We start from the raw sequence: 16,947 nt of genomic DNA, 5'->3' as shown, positions 1-16,947 counted from the left end.
GTCGCTGATCCTGCCAGCGCCGCGTGACCAGTCGTTGCCGCTGTCGTTTGCCCAACAACGCCTGTGGTTCCTGGCCCAGCTTGAAGGCGGCAGCGAGGCGTACAACATCTCGCTGGCCCTGAGCCTGCGCGGCGATCTGGATGTGAACGCGCTGACCGCCGCGCTGGCGCGGATCGTCGAGCGCCACGAAACCCTGCGCGCCGCTTTATTGCCTGTGAAGAGGGCGCTGAGGTGGTTTTTGCCGAGTTGCCTGGCAGCTCGCTGCTGCACGTCGAAGACCTGCGCCTGTGCCCGGAAACGCTGGCCGAACGCGTAGTGAGCGAGGCCGCAGCACCGTTTGACCTGACGCGCGGACCGCTGATACGTGGCAGCCTGTTACAGCTGGAGGACGAACGTCACGTGTTGCTGCTGACTGTGCACCACATCGTCGCCGACGGCTGGTCGATGGGCGTGCTGACCCGCGAACTGCTGGCGCTGTACCCGGCCTTGCGTCACGGCAAGTCCGATCCGTTGCCCGCGCTGGCCATTCAGTACGCAGACTATGCGGTCTGGCAGCAAAGCTGGATGAGCGGCGAGCGCCTGCAACACCAGGCCGCCTACTGGCGCCAGACGCTGGACGGCGCGCCAACGCTGCTAACCCTGCCAACCGACCGGCCACGCCCGGCGCAGCAGGACTTTGCCGGTGCCAGCCTGGCGGTCCGACTTGATGGCCAACTGACCGCAGGTTTGCGTGCCCTGGCGCAGCGCCAGGGCGTGACGCTGTACATGACCTTGATGACTGCCTGGGGAGCGCTGCTGGCGCGTCTTTCCGGTCAGGCCGAGGTGGTTATCGGCAGCCCGATTGCAGGGCGTGGTCGTGCTGAACTGGAAGGGCTGATCGGGCTTTTCGTCAATACCCTGGCGGTGCGCATCAACACTTCGTCGGCCGCGACCGGTGAAGCCTTGCTGGCCCAGGTCAGAACCCGGGTGCTGGAAGCTCAGGATCACCAGGACCTGCCGTTCGAGCAGGTGGTGGAAATCGTTCGCCCGGCACGCAGCCTGGCGCACGCGCCGCTGTTCCAGACCACGCTCAATTGGCTGGCCGGGGACAGTTCACTGCCGCAGATGGATGGGCTGTCGCTGGCCTTGGTCGAGCAGAGCGCTCAGACCGCCAGATTCGACCTGTCGCTGAACCTGGGCGAGCACGGCGATGCGCTGGTCGGCACGCTGGATTACGCAACAGCATTGTTCGATGACACCACCGTGCAGCGCTACTGCGGTTATTTCGAGCAATTGCTGCAGGCACTGGTGAATGATCAGCAGACGGCGCTCGCACAGGTTCCGCTGGTGGGCAGGCAGGAGCGCCAGTACCTGCTTGAGACGCTTAACCCCACCGGCCTTGGCTTTGCGCAAAACCAGACCGTGCATGGCTTGATAGAGGCTCAGGCAGCCCGTTTGCCTGCGGCCATTGCGGCGCAGGTCGGCGAGCAATCGCTGAGTTATGCCGAGCTGAACCGCCAGGCCAACAGCCTTGCTCATTATCTGATCAGCCTGGGCGTACGCCCGGATGAGCGTGTTGCCGTGGTGGCGCGTCGCGGGCTGGACACACTGGTGGGCTTGCTGGCCGTGCTCAAGGCCGGGGCCTGCTATGTGCCGGTGGATCCGGCGCATCCGGGTGAACGTATTGCCTACCTGCTGAGCGACAGCGCGCCGGTTGCGGTGCTGGCGCAACACACCTTCATCGAGCGCCTGCCCGCGCTGGGCGTGCCGGTGATCGCGCTGGATCGGCCGCAGTGGCCCGAGCAGCCGCACAACCCTGTCGTGGCAGGGCTGACCGCCACGGATCTGGCCTATGTGATCTACACCTCGGGTTCCACCGGGCAACCGAAAGGCGTGATGGTCGAACATCGCACCCTGGAAAACCTGGTGCATTGGCATTGCCAGGCATTCGACCTGCAGGCAGGCAGCCACACCGCCAGCGTTGCCGGCTTTGGGTTTGACGCGATGGCCTGGGAGGTCTGGCCGGCGCTGTGCGCCGGGGCGACGCTGCACGTGCCACCGGCAGAGATTGGCAACGAACAACTCGACGCGCTGCTCGACTGGTGGCTGGCGCAACCGCTGCAGGTCGCATTCCTGCCGACCCCGGTCGCCGAATATGCGTTCAGCCGCGAGTTGCGTCATCCGACCCTGCGCACGCTGCTGATCGGCGGCGACCGGCTGCGGCAGTTTCATCGCGAGCCGGGCTTTGCCGTGATCAATAACTATGGCCCGACCGAGGCCACGGTGGTCGCCACCTCGGGACGCTTGCTGCCCGATGGCAGCCTCGACATCGGCAAGCCGATCGCCAATACCCGTGTGTATTTGCTGGACGATCAGCAGCAACTGGTGCCGCTGGGCGTCGCCGGTGAGTTGTACATCGGTGGCGAAGGCGTGGCACGCGGTTACCTGAACCAGCCGCAATTGACTGCCGAGCGCTTCCTGCTCGATCCTTTTGCCGGGCAACCGCATGCGCGCATGTACCGTACTGGCGATCTGGCGCGCTGGAACGCCGATGGCACGCTGGATTATCTGGGTCGTAACGACGATCAGGTGAAGATTCGCGGTGTGCGCATCGAACTGGGCGAAATCGAGGCGCAACTGACGCAATTGCCGGGCATTGAAGAAGCGCTGGTCATGGCCCGCGAAGACGAACCGGGCCAGTCGCGTCTGGTGGCGTACTTCATCGAACGTGCCGATAGCGCCACGATGGCAGCGGCGCAACTGCGCAGCGACATGCTCGCCCGTCTGCCGGGGTACATGGTGCCCAACGCCTTTGTGCGCCTGGATGCCTGGCCATTGACCGCCAATGGCAAAGTGGACCGCCGCGCCTTGCCGGTGCCGGATCGCGAGGCCTTGCCGGGACGCAACTATGAACCGCCGCAAGGCGAACTGGAAACCGCGCTGGCCGAGATCTGGAGCGACCTGCTGCAGGTCGAACAGGTGGGACGGCACGACCACTTCTTTGAACTGGGCGGGCATTCGCTGCTGGCCGTCACCCTGATTGCGCGCATGCGTCGCCGGGGCATGGACGCCGATGTGCGCGTGCTGTTCGCTCAGCCGACGCTCGCCGCCCTGGCCAGCGCGGTTGGCAGCGGCAGCCAGGTGAAGATTCCGGCCAACCTGATTGGCGCGGATTGCACCTCGATCACGCCGGACCTGTTGCCGCTGGTCAAGCTGGATCAGGCGGGCATTGATCGCGTGGTTGCCAGCGTGACAGGCGGCGCAGCCAATATTCAGGACATCTACCCGCTGGGGCCGTTGCAGGCCGGTATTTTCTATCATTACCTGTCGGCCGGCGACGATGACCCCTATCGCCTGCAAGCGCGCTTTGCATTTGCTGACCGTTCGCGGCTGGACGCCTTCTGCCAGGCGCTGCAACAGGTCATCGCCCGTAACGATGTGCTGCGTACTTCGCTGTATTGGGAAGGGCTCGAAACGCCCGTGCAAGTGGTGTGGCGCCATGCCCTGTTGCCGGTCATCGAGTTGCCGCTGCCCGCGCTGCACGCCCCGGAACCGCTGAACCTGCTAGGCGCGCCGTTGCTGCGTCTGGTGCATGCCGAGGACCCGGACAACCAGCGCATTGTCGCCGTGCTTCTGTTCCATCACCTGATCATGGACCACGTCGCGCTCGACCTGTTGAGCCATGAGTTGCAGGCCGTGCTGCTCGATCAGCAGGCGCAACTGCCGGCGCCGGTGCCGTACCGCAATTACATCGCACATACCTTGCTGGGGCCGGGTCACGACGCTCATGAAACGTTCTTCCGCGAGCAACTGGGCGACCTTGACGAGCCAACCCTGCCTTATGCTCAGGCCACCTTGCCAGGGCCTGAGGTGCCTGGCGAAGCCCGGTTGCGTCTGGATGCAGCGCTGAGCCAGCGTATCCGCGATCAGGTGCGGCAACTGGGCGTCAGCGCGGCGAGCCTGATGCACCTGGCCTGGGCTCAGGTGCTGGGCCGCTTGTCCGGTCGCGACACAGTGGTGTTCGGCACCGTGCTGATCGGTCGGCTGGGTGGTGCTGAAGGTGCAGAGCGCACGCTGGGGGTGTTCATCAACACCTTGCCGCTGCGTATCGACCTTGCCGAGCAGACCGCCCGCGACGCCGTGCTACAGACCCATCGGCGTCTGACCGGCTTGCTCGCTCACGAACACGCTTCGCTGGCCCTTGCCCAGCGTTGCAGCGCGCTGCCTGCGGGCGCGCCGTTGTTCAGTGCGCTGTTGAATTATCGCCACAGTGCAGCGCCCGGCAGTCATGACGAGGCCGCGAGCACGGCCTGGCAGGGCATCGAACTGTTGCAGACGGCCGAACGCAGCAGCTATCCGTTGACGCTCAGCGTCGATGATCTGGGCGAGGTGTTCGACCTGACCGCGCTGACCTCGGCGGGCATCGATGCGCGGCGGGTCTGCGCCTATCTGGCCTGCGCTGTGGAAAGCCTGCTGGTTGCGCTGGAGCACGCGCCACTGACGCCGCTTCAGACCCTGAGCACGCTGCCGGTCACCGAGCGCAGCGAGCTGCTGCAAGGCTTCAATGCCGAGCCGACCACGCCTGAAAGCGCGCTGACCATCCATCAGCGCATCGAGCAGCATCAGCCTAATGCCGTGGCTGCACAGGTGGGCGATCAGCGCCTGACTTACGACGAGCTGAACCATCGCGCCAATGCGCTGGCCCATCACCTGATCGGGCTTGGTGTGCGCCCGGACGACCGGGTGGCGGTGCTGGCGCGGCGCGGGCTGGAAACACTGTGCGCAATGCTCGCGGTATTGAAAGCCGGAGCCAGCTACGTGCCGGTCGATCCGGCGCACCCGGACGAGCGTATAGGCTACCTGCTGGAAGACAGCGCGCCGGTGGTGGTGCTGGCCCAATTCGACCTTTTGGCGCGGGTGCCTGATCTGCATGTGCCGCTGGTTGCGCTTGATCGCCCGGACTGGCTGCAACGTGATGAAACGCCGCATGTGCCGGGGCTGACCGCTGAAAATCTGGCCTACGTGATCTACACCTCAGGTTCTACCGGGCAGCCGAAGGGCGTGATGGTCGAGCACCGCACGCTCAACAATCTGGTGGACTGGCACTGTCAGGCCTTCGATCTGCGCGCTGGCAGCCACACAGCCAGTGTGGCCGGCTTCGGCTTTGATGCGATGGCCTGGGAGGTCTGGCCTGCACTGTGTGCCGGGGCCGTGCTGCACCTGCCGCCTGCCGATATCGGCAACGAACAGCTCGACCTGCTGCTCGACTGGTGGCTGGCGCAACCGCTGCACGTAGCTTTTTTGCCCACGCCGGTGGCTGAATACGCGTTCAGCCGCGAGCTGCGCCACCCGACCCTGCACACCCTGCTGATCGGCGGCGACCGCCTGCGTCATTTCAACCAGGATCCGGGCTTTGCGGTGGTCAACAATTACGGACCGACGGAAACCACGGTAGTGGCCAGTTCCGGCCTCATGCTGCCGCAAGGGGTGCTGCATATCGGCAAACCGGTTGCCCATGCGCGGCTTTACGTGCTGGACGCGCATAGTCAGCCGGTGCCGCTTGGCGTGCCGGGCGAGTTGTACATCGGCGGCACCGGCGTGGCACGCGGCTACCTGAACCGCCCGGACCTGACCGCCGAGCGCTTCCTCGATGATCCGTTCAGCAACGTGGCGGCCGCCAGGATGTACCGCACCGGCGACCTGGTGCGCTGGCTGGCTGACGGCACGCTTGAGTACCTGGGGCGTAACGATGATCAGGTGAAAATCCGTGGCGTGCGCGTCGAACTGGGTGAAATTGAGCAGCAGCTTGCCCAATGCCCGGGCGTTGCCGAAGCCGTCGTCACCACTCAGCGTCTGGAAGACGGCACCTTGCGGCTGGTGGCGTATTTCACCCGACGCGATGCGTCTCTAGACAGCGCCACATTGCGCGCGCAGTTGCTGGGGCGATTGCCGGAATACATGGTGCCTGCGACCTATGTCGGCCTGGATGCATTGCCGTTGACCCAGAACGGCAAGGTCGACCGCAAGGCCTTGCCGGCACCGGACATGGACGCGCTGGCGACGGCCATCTATCAAGCGCCGTCCAGCGTGCTGGAAGAGCGCCTGGCGCAGCTGTGGACCGAGGTTCTGGAAGTCGGGCGAATCGGCCGACACGACAGCTTCTTTGAGCTGGGCGGGCATTCGCTGTCGGCGATCCGTCTGGTCAGCCTGCTGCAGAAGGCCGGGTTGCCGCTGACCCTGGCTGAATTGTTCCAGCACCCGAGCATTACTGCGCTGGCCGGGTTGCTCGACCAGCGTCCGCTGCCCACCACCGACGCCCAGGAAGTGATCACCGTGCGGGCGGGCGGCAGCGAGCCACCGTTGTTCCTGATTCACGACTTCACCGGGCTGGATGCGTATTTCCCGGTGCTCGGGCAGCATCTGAATGGCGATTTTCCGATCTACGGCCTGCCGGGCATCGGGCTGGGCCAGCAGCAGTTGCGGACCCTTGAGTGCCTGGCAGCGCGGCTGGTCGAGCGCATTCGGCAGGTCCAGCCACGCGGCCATTACCGGCTGGCGGGTTGGTCATTCGGCGGGGTGCTGGCTTATGAAGTGGCCACGCAATTGCTCGGTATGGACGAGGCCGTTACGTTCCTCGGCCTGATCGACAGCTATGTGCCGCGCCTCACCGATCAGGGCAAGGCGCGCTGGCAGGGGCCGGACCTGCTGGAGCGGCAATTGCTGTCGCACTGCATCGCGCATTGGCAGGCACAGGACGAAACGGGCTCGACCGCGCTGGCGCGTTTGAACTCACTGGGCGAGCAGGCGGCGTTGCCAGACTTCGACACCTTGCTGCAACTGTGTCGCGACGAGCAGCTGTTGTATGAGGAACTGGCTCAGGCGGACGACCGGCAATTGCGCCACTATCTGGAGCGCGAAGTGGCGCACGGTCATGCATTGGCCCATTACCAGGTGGAGCCGCTCAGCCTGCCTATTCACCTGTTCTGCGCCGATCAACGGCCAACGGCACCGCCGGGCACCAGCCCGACGCTGGGTTGGGCAGAGATATTGCCCAAAGGCGCGCTGCAGTGCGTCAGCGTGCCGGGCGATCACATGAGCATGATGCAGGCTCCCCACATAAACACCCTCGGCCAGCGCATTGGTCAGGCGTTGCAAGACGCGCCTGCCACGGCGCATTCGGCACCGGCTTATCAGTCGCTGCTGGCCATCCAGAGCGGGCGCGATGGGCATGCGCCGTTGTTCTGCGTACCGGGTGCTGGTGACAGTGTCACCAGTTTCATCGGCCTGGCCGAGGCGCTGGGGCCGGACTGGCCGATCTATGGCCTGCAACCACGCGGGCTGGACGGCCGCAGCGTGCCGCACAGCCGGGTGGAAGCCGCAGCGCAGAGCCATGTGCTGGCGATTGAGGCGATGTACCCGCAAGGGCCATTGCATCTGGTCGGGCACTCCTTTGGCGGCTGGGCGGCACACGCCATGGCGGTCAAGCTTCAGGCACGTGGCCGCGACGTCGCGTCACTGACCCTGATTGACAGCGAAGCGCCCGGCGGTGATGGCTTGAGCAGCAAGCCTTACACCGCAACGGCAGCGCTGGAGCGGCTGATCGAGGCGTTGCAGCTGTCCAGTGGCAAAAGCCTGGAACTCGACCCGCTGGCGTTTGCCGATTGCGATGGCAACACCCAACTGCATCTGCTCCAGAGCGCCATGGTGCGCGTCGGTCTGTTGCCGCAACGCCTTGCACCGCAGGCGCTGCAAGGCATCGTTCGCACGTTTGCCAGTGCAGTGCGCACTGTCTATCGGCCAGATCCGGGAAGCTACAACGGCAGGGCGAGTCTGGTGCTGGTGGATGATCCGCAGCTGGATGCACTGGACAACCAGCTTGAACAGGCTTCGTCTGCGGCAGGTTGGCAGCAGTTGTTGCCGCAGCTTGCGCTGTGGCAGGGGCCAGGTAATCACTTCAGCGTGCTCAAGGCTCCGGACGTCTACAGCCTGGCGGCATGGTGGTACGACGGGCTGACGATCGGTGTGGAGGAAACCCAATGAAACGGCCCGGATTGCGCAAGGCAGGTTGGGGTGGCGCGCTGGTGGCGGTGGCCTGCGCGGTGTTTTACGCCGTCGAAGCGCCGGCCAGAGCACCGGTCTACATCACCGCTCAGGTGGAACGAAGCGACATCGAAAATGCCGTGCTGGCCACCGGGGTGCTGGAGGGCATCAAACAGGTGGACGTCGGCGCTCAGGTGTCGGGGCAGTTGAAGTCGCTCAAGGTCAAGCTGGGCGACAAGGTCACCAAGGGCCAGTGGCTGGCCGAGATCGACCCGCTGGTGCTGCGCAACACCCTGCGCCAGGCCGAGGTGGACGAGGAAAAGCTGCAGGCCGACCGGCATTCGGCAAAAGCTCAGATGAAACAGGCCGAGCGGCTCTATAAACGCTACAAGGATTTACAGACCGATCAGTCGGTATCCCGGCAGGACTTTGAAAATGCCGAATCCGACTACGAGATGCAGCAGGCCAACGTGCGCGCACTGGACGCCCAGATAAAGAGCGCACAAGTGCAGATCGACACGGCGAAGGTCAACCTGGGCTACACGCGAATCATCGCGCCAATCGACGGCGATGTGGTCGGTGTCGTGACTCAGGAAGGCCAGACCGTTATCGCCCAGCAACTGGCGCCGATCCTGCTGAAACTGGCTGATCTGGACACCATGACCATCAAGGCTCAGGTATCGGAAGCCGACGTCATTCACATCGGCGCTGGCCAGGAGGTCTATTTCACGATTCTCGGCGAAGAAAAGCGCTATTACGCCAAACTGCGCGGCACCGAGCCCGCGCCGCAGGATTATCTGGAAACCGAGAGCAGCGGGGGTTCTTCCCGGCAGAACTCGGCGGTGTTCTACAACGCGCTGTTTGAAGTGCCCAACCTTGATCATCGCCTGCGCATTGCCATGACGGCCCAGGTGCGCATCGTGCTGGGCACCGCCAAAGGTGCCTTGAGTGTGCCGGTGGCCGCACTCGGGCCGCGTAATACCGACGGTTCTTACGCCGTACGGGTACTGGATAACAAGGGTTTCGCCGAGCAACGAAACGTGCAGACCGGCATCAACAACAACGTTCAGGTCGAAATAACGGGCGGGCTTGCCGAGGGCGAGAGAGTGGTGATCGGTGATCCGGCGTCGGTTGCGGCGGGGGCCTGAGCATGAACCAGAAAGTAGACATCGAAGCGCTCCACGAAACGTCGATCAACGGCGACCAACCGCTGCTGCACCTGCAACAGGTCAGCCGCAGCTTCATGGCAGGCGACCGCGAATTTCAGGTCCTCAAAGACATCGACCTGGCCATTCACACCGGCGAACTGGTGGCGATCATCGGTGCCTCCGGCTCGGGCAAATCAACCCTGATGAACATTCTCGATTGCCTGGACCATGCCAGTGCCGGCAGCTATCAGGTCAACGGGCAGGAAACCCGCGAGCTGGATGACGATGCGTTGGCAGCGCTGCGCCGCGATCACTTTGGCTTCATTTTCCAGCGCTACCATTTGCTGCCGCACCTGGATGCGGTCCGCAATGTGGAAATTCCGGCCATTTACGCCGGCACTGCGCAGGTCCAACGCCATGAGCGTGCGCAGGCATTGCTCACGCGCCTGGGGCTGGGCGGACATTTGCAGCATCGGCCCAGCCAGATGTCCGGCGGTCAGCAGCAACGCGTGAGTATCGCCAGGGCGTTGATGAATGGCGGTCAGGTGATACTGGCCGACGAGCCAACCGGCGCGCTGGACACCGCCAGCGGCAAGGAAGTCATGCGCACGCTGCTGGAGCTGCATGCCGCAGGCCACACCGTGATTCTGGTGACGCATGACCCCAAGGTGGCTGCCAACGCCGAGCGGATTATCGAAGTCAGCGACGGCGAAATCATCAGTGACCGACGCACGACGCAGGCAACGCAGCCCGTGCCTGAAGCGCAGACAGCCAAGCAGCCAGGCTTGGCGCCCCGGCGTCTGATAGCCAGCCTGGGGCTGTTCCGTGAAGCCTTCAACATGGCCTGGATCGCGCTGATTTCGCACCGCATGCGCACCTTGCTGACCATGCTCGGCATCATCATCGGTATCACCTCGGTGGTCTCGATTTCAGCCATCGGCGAAGGCGCCAAGCGCTACGTGCTCAAGGACATCCAGTCGATTGGCAGCAACACTATCGACATCTATGCCGGTGCCAACTTTGGTGACAGCCGGGCCAAATCCATCGAAACGCTACTCCCCACAGACGTTGCCGCGCTCAATCAGCTGTATTACATCGACAGCGCCACGCCCGTGGTCGGTCGCAGCATGCTGGTGCGCTATCGCAACGTCGATGTGGATGCACAGCTCAATGGCGTCAGCAGTCGCTATTTTCAGGTGCGCAACATCCAGCTGGCAGCCGGCATCACGTTCAGTGATCAGGATGCCCGGCGCCAGGCTCAGGTGGTGGTGCTCGACCACAACACCGCTCAACGCCTGTTCGGGCCGGGCGTCAACCCGCTGGGGCAAGTGATTCTGGTCGGTAAACTGCCGTGCACGGTGATCGGCGTCACCAGCGACCACAAAAACCTGTTCATCGCGGGCAACACGCTCAACCTGTGGATGCCTTATGAAACGGCGGCGGGGCGGGTGTTGGGGCAGCGGCATCTGGACAGTATCAGCGTACGGGTCAAGGACGGCATGCCGAGCAAAGCGGTGGAAGAGCAGATCAAGGCACTGATGCTGCAACGTCACGGCACCAAGGACTTCTTCACCAACAACCTCGACAGCGTCATGCAGACCGTGCAGAAAACCAGCCGCTCGCTGACCCTGTTGTTGTCGCTGATTGCGGTGATTTCCCTGGTGGTGGGCGGGATCGGCGTGATGAACATCATGCTGGTGTCGGTGACCGAGCGCACTCGCGAAATCGGCATCCGCATGGCCGTCGGCGCGCGGCAGTCGGACATTCGCCAGCAGTTTCTGGTCGAGGCGGTCATAGTCTGCCTGATGGGCGGGGTGATCGGTATCGGCCTGTCCTACGCCATCGGCTACCTGTTTACCCTGTTCGTTCAGCAGTGGGAGATGGTCTTTTCACTGGCCTCGGTGGTGACCGCATTCGCCTGTTCGACCCTGATCGGCGTGCTGTTCGGCTTTGTGCCTGCGCGCAATGCCGCCCGTCTGGACCCTATCGAAGCGCTGGCGCGGGACTGATGCCGTCAGCAAGGCGAATAATTGCGCTCGGACGACGCATACATCCAGCGCATCAGCGAGTGCCGACCGCTGATGCCCAGTTTGATCGCGGCACGGCGTTGGTAACTGCCGACGGTATTGACCTTCAGCGCCAGACGCTCGGCCTGTTCGATAGCGGTGTGGCCTGCGAGCAGGCCGAGGCAAACCTGCGTCTCGCGTTCGGAAAGGGTCAGCCCGGTCTCACGCAGACGCTCATGGAAACGCTCTTCGAAACTCTCCGTCCTGGCGGACTCGGTACCGGGCATCGCAAGTTGCAAAGCATTCACGTGTTTTTCGAGTATCGAGAACAGAGCGGAGAAAGATCATTCAGCTGGCGGCGCTCTTCTTCAGAAAACTCATGGGCAGGAAGCGCCCGGAAGACCGATATTTTGCAACTAAAGTTTTCAGAAGCCTGCGCAGGGTAAAGATGAATTGAATCATTGAGCAGCAACGTGCCGCGTGCGGACGTCACCGTCTCGTTGAACACCGTCGGCGCCGAGGCGGGCGGGGTCTGCCAGGCCTGCGGCAGCGAGGACAGGTGCGTGGCATCCACGGCAAGCTGACTCAAGATCAACTTGTGGAACATGCTGGAAAAATGGCCGCTGCCAATGCTGGCGATGGCCCTGCCAATCTGCGGGAGTAGTGAATTGGGCATAAAGGCATCCGTGATTTCAGAACTGCTGACAAGAGTTTGGACGCCGAAATGGCGGAGTAGTCACATGAACTTTTTCAAGCGGGCTTTCGCAGATCGGACGTGGCGTTAGATGCCATCTAGATGATCTCTTAGAGCGCGACTAGTTTCAATTACAGCAAAGGGTACAGGCCTGATGTTACCTAAATACTTCATCATCACAAGGGGTGATTGTTGTTGATCGGGGAGGGCGGGCGCGGTGGGCTTGAATCGGCGGCGCAAGTGCATGCGTTTTTTGTGGCCGGCCGGTAGGGCATACTCGGCAGGCGCGTGATGCCCTGCATCGCAGGACATGGCCACACGCACGCCAATGTTCTTTTCCCTACAGGATGTCCGCACATGCTTTGTTCCACCATTCTGAACGGTCAGCATTTGCCGACAGAACAGTCAGACGTGGTTGTACCTTGGTGGAGTTTTACCAAATCGGTGCTTGCTACTGCGGCACTGTCCCTTGTTCGTGATGGTTTGATACAGCTGGACGACCCTGTAAAGGAAGGCCCGTTTACCCTTCGCCAACTGCTCAAACACCAGGCGGGACTGGCGGACTACTCAGAGCTGCCGGAATATCACGCGGCCGTTGCTGAAGGCCACATTCCGTGGCCAGCAGCCGAAATGATGCAGCGTCTTGACGCCACGCGATTGCGCTACGCGCCAGGAACTGCCTGGCGATACTCGAATGTGGGCTACTTGCTGGTCGCCAGGCTGATTGAACGGGTTACCGGTTTGAGCCTGGAGGACGCCGTGGCCCGCCGCGTACTTTTGCCCGTCGGTGTCACACAGGTCCGATTCGCCAAGACACGGGAAGACCTTGCTGAGGTGTATCCGGCAAATCTCTCTTCGTACCACCCTGGCTGGGTCTACCATGGCTTGCTGGTCGGCCCACTTTCAGAGTCGAGCATGTTGCTGGATCGCTTGTTGGCCGGCCAGCTTCTCCCTTCCTCTTTGCTGCAAGAAATGCAGGATGCAATAGTGCTCGGCGGCCCAATACCGGGAAGGCCGTGGGCCACTCCGGGCTATGGACTTGGCCTGATGATCGGTGGCACAAACGGCGGGCTTTCACTTACTGGGCATACAGGCACAGGGCCGGGTGGCGTAATCGCGGTGTTCCATTGCTCAAGTGGCCACAACGTGGCGACCTGTTCGGTGTTCGATGAACACGGTGATGAGGGGCAGGTCGAGGCGAAGGTTCTGGAGCAGCTTTTGATCGCTGTCGGTGCGCAGCGGCAGATTGGCGACGCTCGATAAGGTCGCAGGGCTACCCGGCGAGTTCGACGTAACTCGACTCCCCACCGCCATCCGCACCCGATAACCAACCCCATACGAAGTTCAAGGTGGTACGTCCTGCCTGATTAACGCCTACGGTGCCCCTAGACCACCCGGCGAGAATCTCGCCGTCGGTAGTCAGGCAGTGATAAAGAAGCTCAAGGGTATCGGGACCTGTCACACGTCCGATTTGATGACCCATGCGAATCCGGCCACCTTGATAAGTACCCGAAATGGCGTCCTCTTCGACAACGTAGTGAAAGACCGTTCCTGCTCCGGATAGCCCGTGGGCGTTACCCGCTACCGTGAATCGGCGGTTGTTCAAACGCTCAGTGATGGGTGATGTGGGCATATTCATACATGTCGCGTCCTGCGATTTTCGATGAGGGGGAGGTTAGCCATTCGCTGCAGGGCTGGCAATGGCGGTGTGCACGCCGGTGATGCACGTTGATGGCGGCCAACCGCGCAATCAGGCAGCAGGCAAATCGCCAAGCCGTTGAGCAAAATTCAGCTCAAACTCACCCACCTTTCCCAGCCCGGCGTCGAGCATTTTTGTGAAGGCATTCTGGGCTTCAGGCCATAGGTCTACACCCTGGAGAATGTGGTTCGACATCCACAGGTCAGCTTCGGTGGGCAGCCCTGCGCGAGCGTTTACCATTTTCTTGCCGGTCTTCAAGGCACGCTTTTCAAAACGCCCTATACGGTGTGCCAGCGAATCGACGAAAGCATCAAGCTCTGCATCTGGAAGCGCGCGGTTCACGAAGCCATATCGCTCGCCAATGTCGGCGTCGAAATCGTCAGCACTGCAAACGATCTCCAATGCCCGTGAGCGTCCGACCAGAGCGCAGAGCCATTCGACACCGCCGCCGCCAGGGATCGACGAGCCGCCAACTTCAATCAGTGCGAACCTGGCGTGCTCTCTGGATGCGAAGCGCATATCGCACGCCAAGGCAAACTCAAAGCCTTGCGCGCGCGCTCGGCCACGGACCTTTGCAATGCTGATGACGGAAGACTGCGCAAGGCGTGTGACCCATGTCGGCCAGTTACCAAAGAAGGGCATCGCACCTGGTTGATCAGGAACGTCAAGACGGTTCTCGACATCGTGGTGATTCATGAAAAAATCCGCATCGCCGCTCTCGAACACGATGACTTTGAGATGCTCATCGTTCTCGATGGTGTCCATGAGAACGTTCAGTTCAGCGAACATCGTTGGGTCAAACAGGTTAAGCGGCGGGTTGTTGATGATGACGCGCCAGTAGGCTTGGGATTGAGCAACAATGGTCAAGCGGTTAGAAGTGTTCATCTCAGTTCTCGGTGTTCGCGACCTTGTGCAGGATCGCCGGTCTTCAAGTGTCGTTGTGCTGATCATGGTAATCCGTTGACCTGCCTGAATTAAGCCAGGTAACGTGCACAACACTAATGACAGATCGGTCATTAATACGGGAGTGGTTGTGGAGACGTTGAGTGGTCTGGAAATATTCGTCGAAACGGCGCAAAGCCAGAGTTTCGTTGCCACAGGCCGGAAGATGGGGATATCGGCGTCTGCTGTCAGCAAGAGTATTTCCAGGCTTGAAGTGCGGGTTGGCGTCCGGCTATTCCAGCGAAGTACGCGCACGGTCAGGCTAACGTCCGAGGGCGAGGTATTTCTGGAAAGATGCAGGCGAATTCTGAGCGAGATTCAAGCGGCTCAGGACGATTTGTCAGCGATGACCGCCTCGCCTCGAGGACGACTGAAGGTGGGGCTGGCGTTGGCGGCGGGGCTGCCCCTGCCTGTCATTTCGGGTTTCATGGAACGTTACCCCGACATTGAACTGGACCTCGATTTCACTGATCGATTGGTGGACGTGATAGACGAAGGGTTCGATGTGGTTATTCGAGGCAGTGACCTCCAGGACTCACGTCTCATGTCCCGACCGCTTGGGCCTTACCGATCATGCCTGGTCGCTTCGCCCGCCTATCTGGAAAAGCGCGGTACACCCGTCAAGCCAGCCGATCTACTGAACCATTCCTGCCTCCATTACCGGTGGCAGAACTCTGGCAAGCTGTATCAGTGGCCTTTCAAGAAATCAATGTTGCTCCAGCCCGGCACCTCTCTCCCTGTGACGATGGTCTGTAGCAATGTGGAAGCGTTGATTTACCTTGCGCAGGCGGGCAGAGGAATCACTTGTGTTCCAGATTTCGCTGTTGAAGAGCATGTGGCGGACGGTCGATTGGAAAAGGTTCTCAGCAACTGTCTTATGGGCAGTAGTACTTTTCATGTCGTTTGGCCCAGCAGTAGGCAAATGGCGCCCAAGGTACGTGCGTTTGTCGACTTCGCCGTGGAGAATTTTTCCAGAGGCCTGGTCAGCCCCGACGCGACATCGGCCGTTATGTCGGGGGATCGAACACTCAGACGATAAGCGCGATCTTACCCTGTTTGGCAATGTGTAATGCCAAGTGCCCAGCGCCACCTCCAGCGCCATTGATCAACACCGTTTCGCCCTTCAGAAGGAGGGGGGCACGTCGAAATGTCTGGGACGGATTTAGAACATCATGGCCAGGGTTAATCAAAAACTGCCAGGCCGTGAGCAGCTACGCGGGTACTCCGGCTGCGTGCACATGATCTATGCCGTTGGGTTTCAAGGCCACTTCGGACAGCAGAGTCGTCGCACTAACCCGGTAGTCAGGAGCGTCCCTCGATGTGCTGATCGAAACGCTTTGCCACCCTGAAAATCTCTACCTGCAAGGCCCCGAGGACTCTATGAAAAGGTGGTTTTGACACTTTCTCTGGTCATACGGGCAGCCTGTATGCCTTATGGATCAGCGACCTCAACAGACCCAAACTGGATGCGTCTTGATGGAGATGAACCTGAAGGTTATCCACGGATATTTCCAGTCAACTTGAGCGGCAATTGCTGTCTGGCTACCGAGACATAGTCCAGGGGAACAGATGCAATCAGAGGCCAAATGCTGTGGGTCAAGCGGCAATATCGAGAGGCTGTTACCTGTCTGTCCATTACTGCCGCCACAGAACGCACACTAAAGTTCATGATCCGTAATCCACATACCGCGCCATAAGGTTCGGGCGACTAAACGTGTTAATCGTATAAACCCGCTGCCACATGGCATCAACCTCGGCCTTGAACGTGGCGTCATCCATGTCGATCCAGTAGCGAGGGTTGCGGTGATTTTGCTGATCGTAGCGGGCGGTAACCGGGTCTAAATGCCGATACGGTTCGAACAACGGAATGTCCGGAATCGGGCCGCTGGTGTCCATGTAGTTTTGCAGGAAGTCCCAGAGTGCGCAGGGGCGTTGCTGGAAGTCGTCGGGGCCGAGCAGCGCGTGGAAGTTGATGCGCTGCTCCTCGTAGCGATGCTGTAATAGTAAGCCGTGATAGCAGCCATGGCGATCATGTGTGGTGATCATGTAAGCATCGAACTCGTAGAACGGCGCGACGAACTCGTCGATCACTCCTTCTTTTCGATGGCGTTTGTAGCCGAAGATTGTGACCAGGCCGGTTCTGCGGTTAAGCTCCCAGAGTGGACCTTTCGGGGGGCGGAACCAGATGCGGGGAAAGAGATTGATTACGATATGGCCGATGAGCCAGCAGAGCAACGGAATGCCTAGCAAAAATGGATAGAGGCCTATTAGCAGCTCGACAGTGACCTGTTGCCACGAGTCATCGGAAGCGTGGACAACAGCGATGTGTGAGATGGCGGCGGCAAAAACTGAGCGCAACACCTGACCAATCCGGTACGGTGAACCTATGTCATATCATGAACTCAGCATTGAAGAACGCATCACGATCCAGTTTGGCCA

At 61.3% G+C, this 16,947-nt stretch carries 9 protein-coding genes and 1 pseudogene; 6 read left to right on the top strand and 4 right to left on the bottom strand.

Annotation, left to right across the window (positions count from 1 at the left end; genetic code table 11):
* Window positions 1-34 precede the first annotated feature (34 nt).
* From DW49_RS1000000134130 to DW49_RS0102165, 4 genes are read left to right on the top strand one after another with little or no spacing between them, the layout of a single operon-like run.
* Window positions 35-316 (top strand): condensation domain-containing protein, encoded by a 282-nt coding sequence (locus DW49_RS1000000134130; RefSeq protein ID WP_420865875.1) that lies wholly within the window; start codon window positions 35-37, stop codon window positions 314-316.
* Window positions 232-8,019 (top strand): non-ribosomal peptide synthetase, encoded by a 7,788-nt coding sequence (locus tag DW49_RS1000000134125; RefSeq protein ID WP_032616502.1) that lies wholly within the window; start codon window positions 232-234, stop codon window positions 8,017-8,019. The genes DW49_RS1000000134130 and DW49_RS1000000134125 overlap by 85 nt, the downstream gene beginning before the upstream one ends.
* Window positions 8,016-9,167 (top strand): macrolide transporter subunit MacA, encoded by a 1,152-nt coding sequence (gene macA / locus DW49_RS0102170; protein ID WP_005618125.1) that lies wholly within the window; start codon window positions 8,016-8,018, stop codon window positions 9,165-9,167. Before DW49_RS1000000134125 ends, macA begins: the two co-directional genes overlap by 4 nt.
* A gap of 2 nt (window positions 9,168-9,169) precedes the next feature.
* Window positions 9,170-11,176 carry a MacB family efflux pump subunit gene (locus DW49_RS0102165; protein ID WP_005618126.1) on the top strand — a complete coding sequence of 669 codons (2,007 nt, stop codon included), beginning with the start codon at window positions 9,170-9,172 and terminating at the stop codon, window positions 11,174-11,176.
* Between the two features lie 5 nt (window positions 11,177-11,181).
* Here the strand turns inward: DW49_RS0102165 and DW49_RS1000000133525 are convergent.
* Window positions 11,182-11,849: pseudogene (locus DW49_RS1000000133525) on the bottom strand (LuxR C-terminal-related transcriptional regulator).
* A 375-nt stretch (window positions 11,850-12,224) separates the two neighbouring features.
* Here DW49_RS1000000133525 and DW49_RS0102155 point away from each other — a divergent pair.
* Window positions 12,225-13,130, top strand: coding sequence for a serine hydrolase domain-containing protein (locus tag DW49_RS0102155; protein ID WP_005618128.1), 906 nt, complete (start codon window positions 12,225-12,227; stop codon window positions 13,128-13,130).
* 10 nt (window positions 13,131-13,140) lie between these two features.
* Here DW49_RS0102155 and DW49_RS0102150 read toward each other — a convergent pair whose 3' ends face one another.
* Both DW49_RS0102150 and DW49_RS0102145 read right to left on the bottom strand, forming a co-directional pair.
* On the bottom strand, window positions 13,141-13,506 hold the full coding sequence (locus tag DW49_RS0102150) for an avidin-fold protein (RefSeq protein WP_005618132.1): 366 nt from the start codon (window positions 13,504-13,506) through the stop codon (window positions 13,141-13,143).
* 111 nt (window positions 13,507-13,617) lie between these two features.
* Window positions 13,618-14,433, bottom strand: a complete 816-nt coding sequence (locus tag DW49_RS0102145) for an enoyl-CoA hydratase/isomerase family protein (RefSeq protein WP_005618136.1) — start codon at window positions 14,431-14,433, stop codon at window positions 13,618-13,620.
* A gap of 166 nt (window positions 14,434-14,599) precedes the next feature.
* Here DW49_RS0102145 and DW49_RS0102140 point away from each other — a divergent pair, with 166 nt between their 5' ends.
* Window positions 14,600-15,547: a LysR family transcriptional regulator gene (locus DW49_RS0102140; RefSeq protein ID WP_005618139.1), complete on the top strand. Its 948-nt coding sequence runs from the start codon at window positions 14,600-14,602 to the stop codon at window positions 15,545-15,547.
* 626 nt (window positions 15,548-16,173) lie between these two features.
* On the opposite strand, the gene DW49_RS01000000127965 is transcribed toward DW49_RS0102140, so the two are convergent.
* On the bottom strand, window positions 16,174-16,869 hold the full coding sequence (locus DW49_RS01000000127965) for a hypothetical protein (RefSeq protein ID WP_024421086.1): 696 nt from the start codon (window positions 16,867-16,869) through the stop codon (window positions 16,174-16,176).
* Window positions 16,870-16,947 lie beyond the last annotated feature (78 nt).

This window comes from Pseudomonas avellanae BPIC 631 (assembly GCF_000444135.1).
GTDB classification, from domain to species: Bacteria; Pseudomonadota; Gammaproteobacteria; order Pseudomonadales; family Pseudomonadaceae; genus Aquipseudomonas; species Aquipseudomonas avellanae.
The sequence above is the reverse complement of the archived record's forward strand: the minus strand, read 5'-3'. Positions and strand labels throughout refer to the sequence as shown.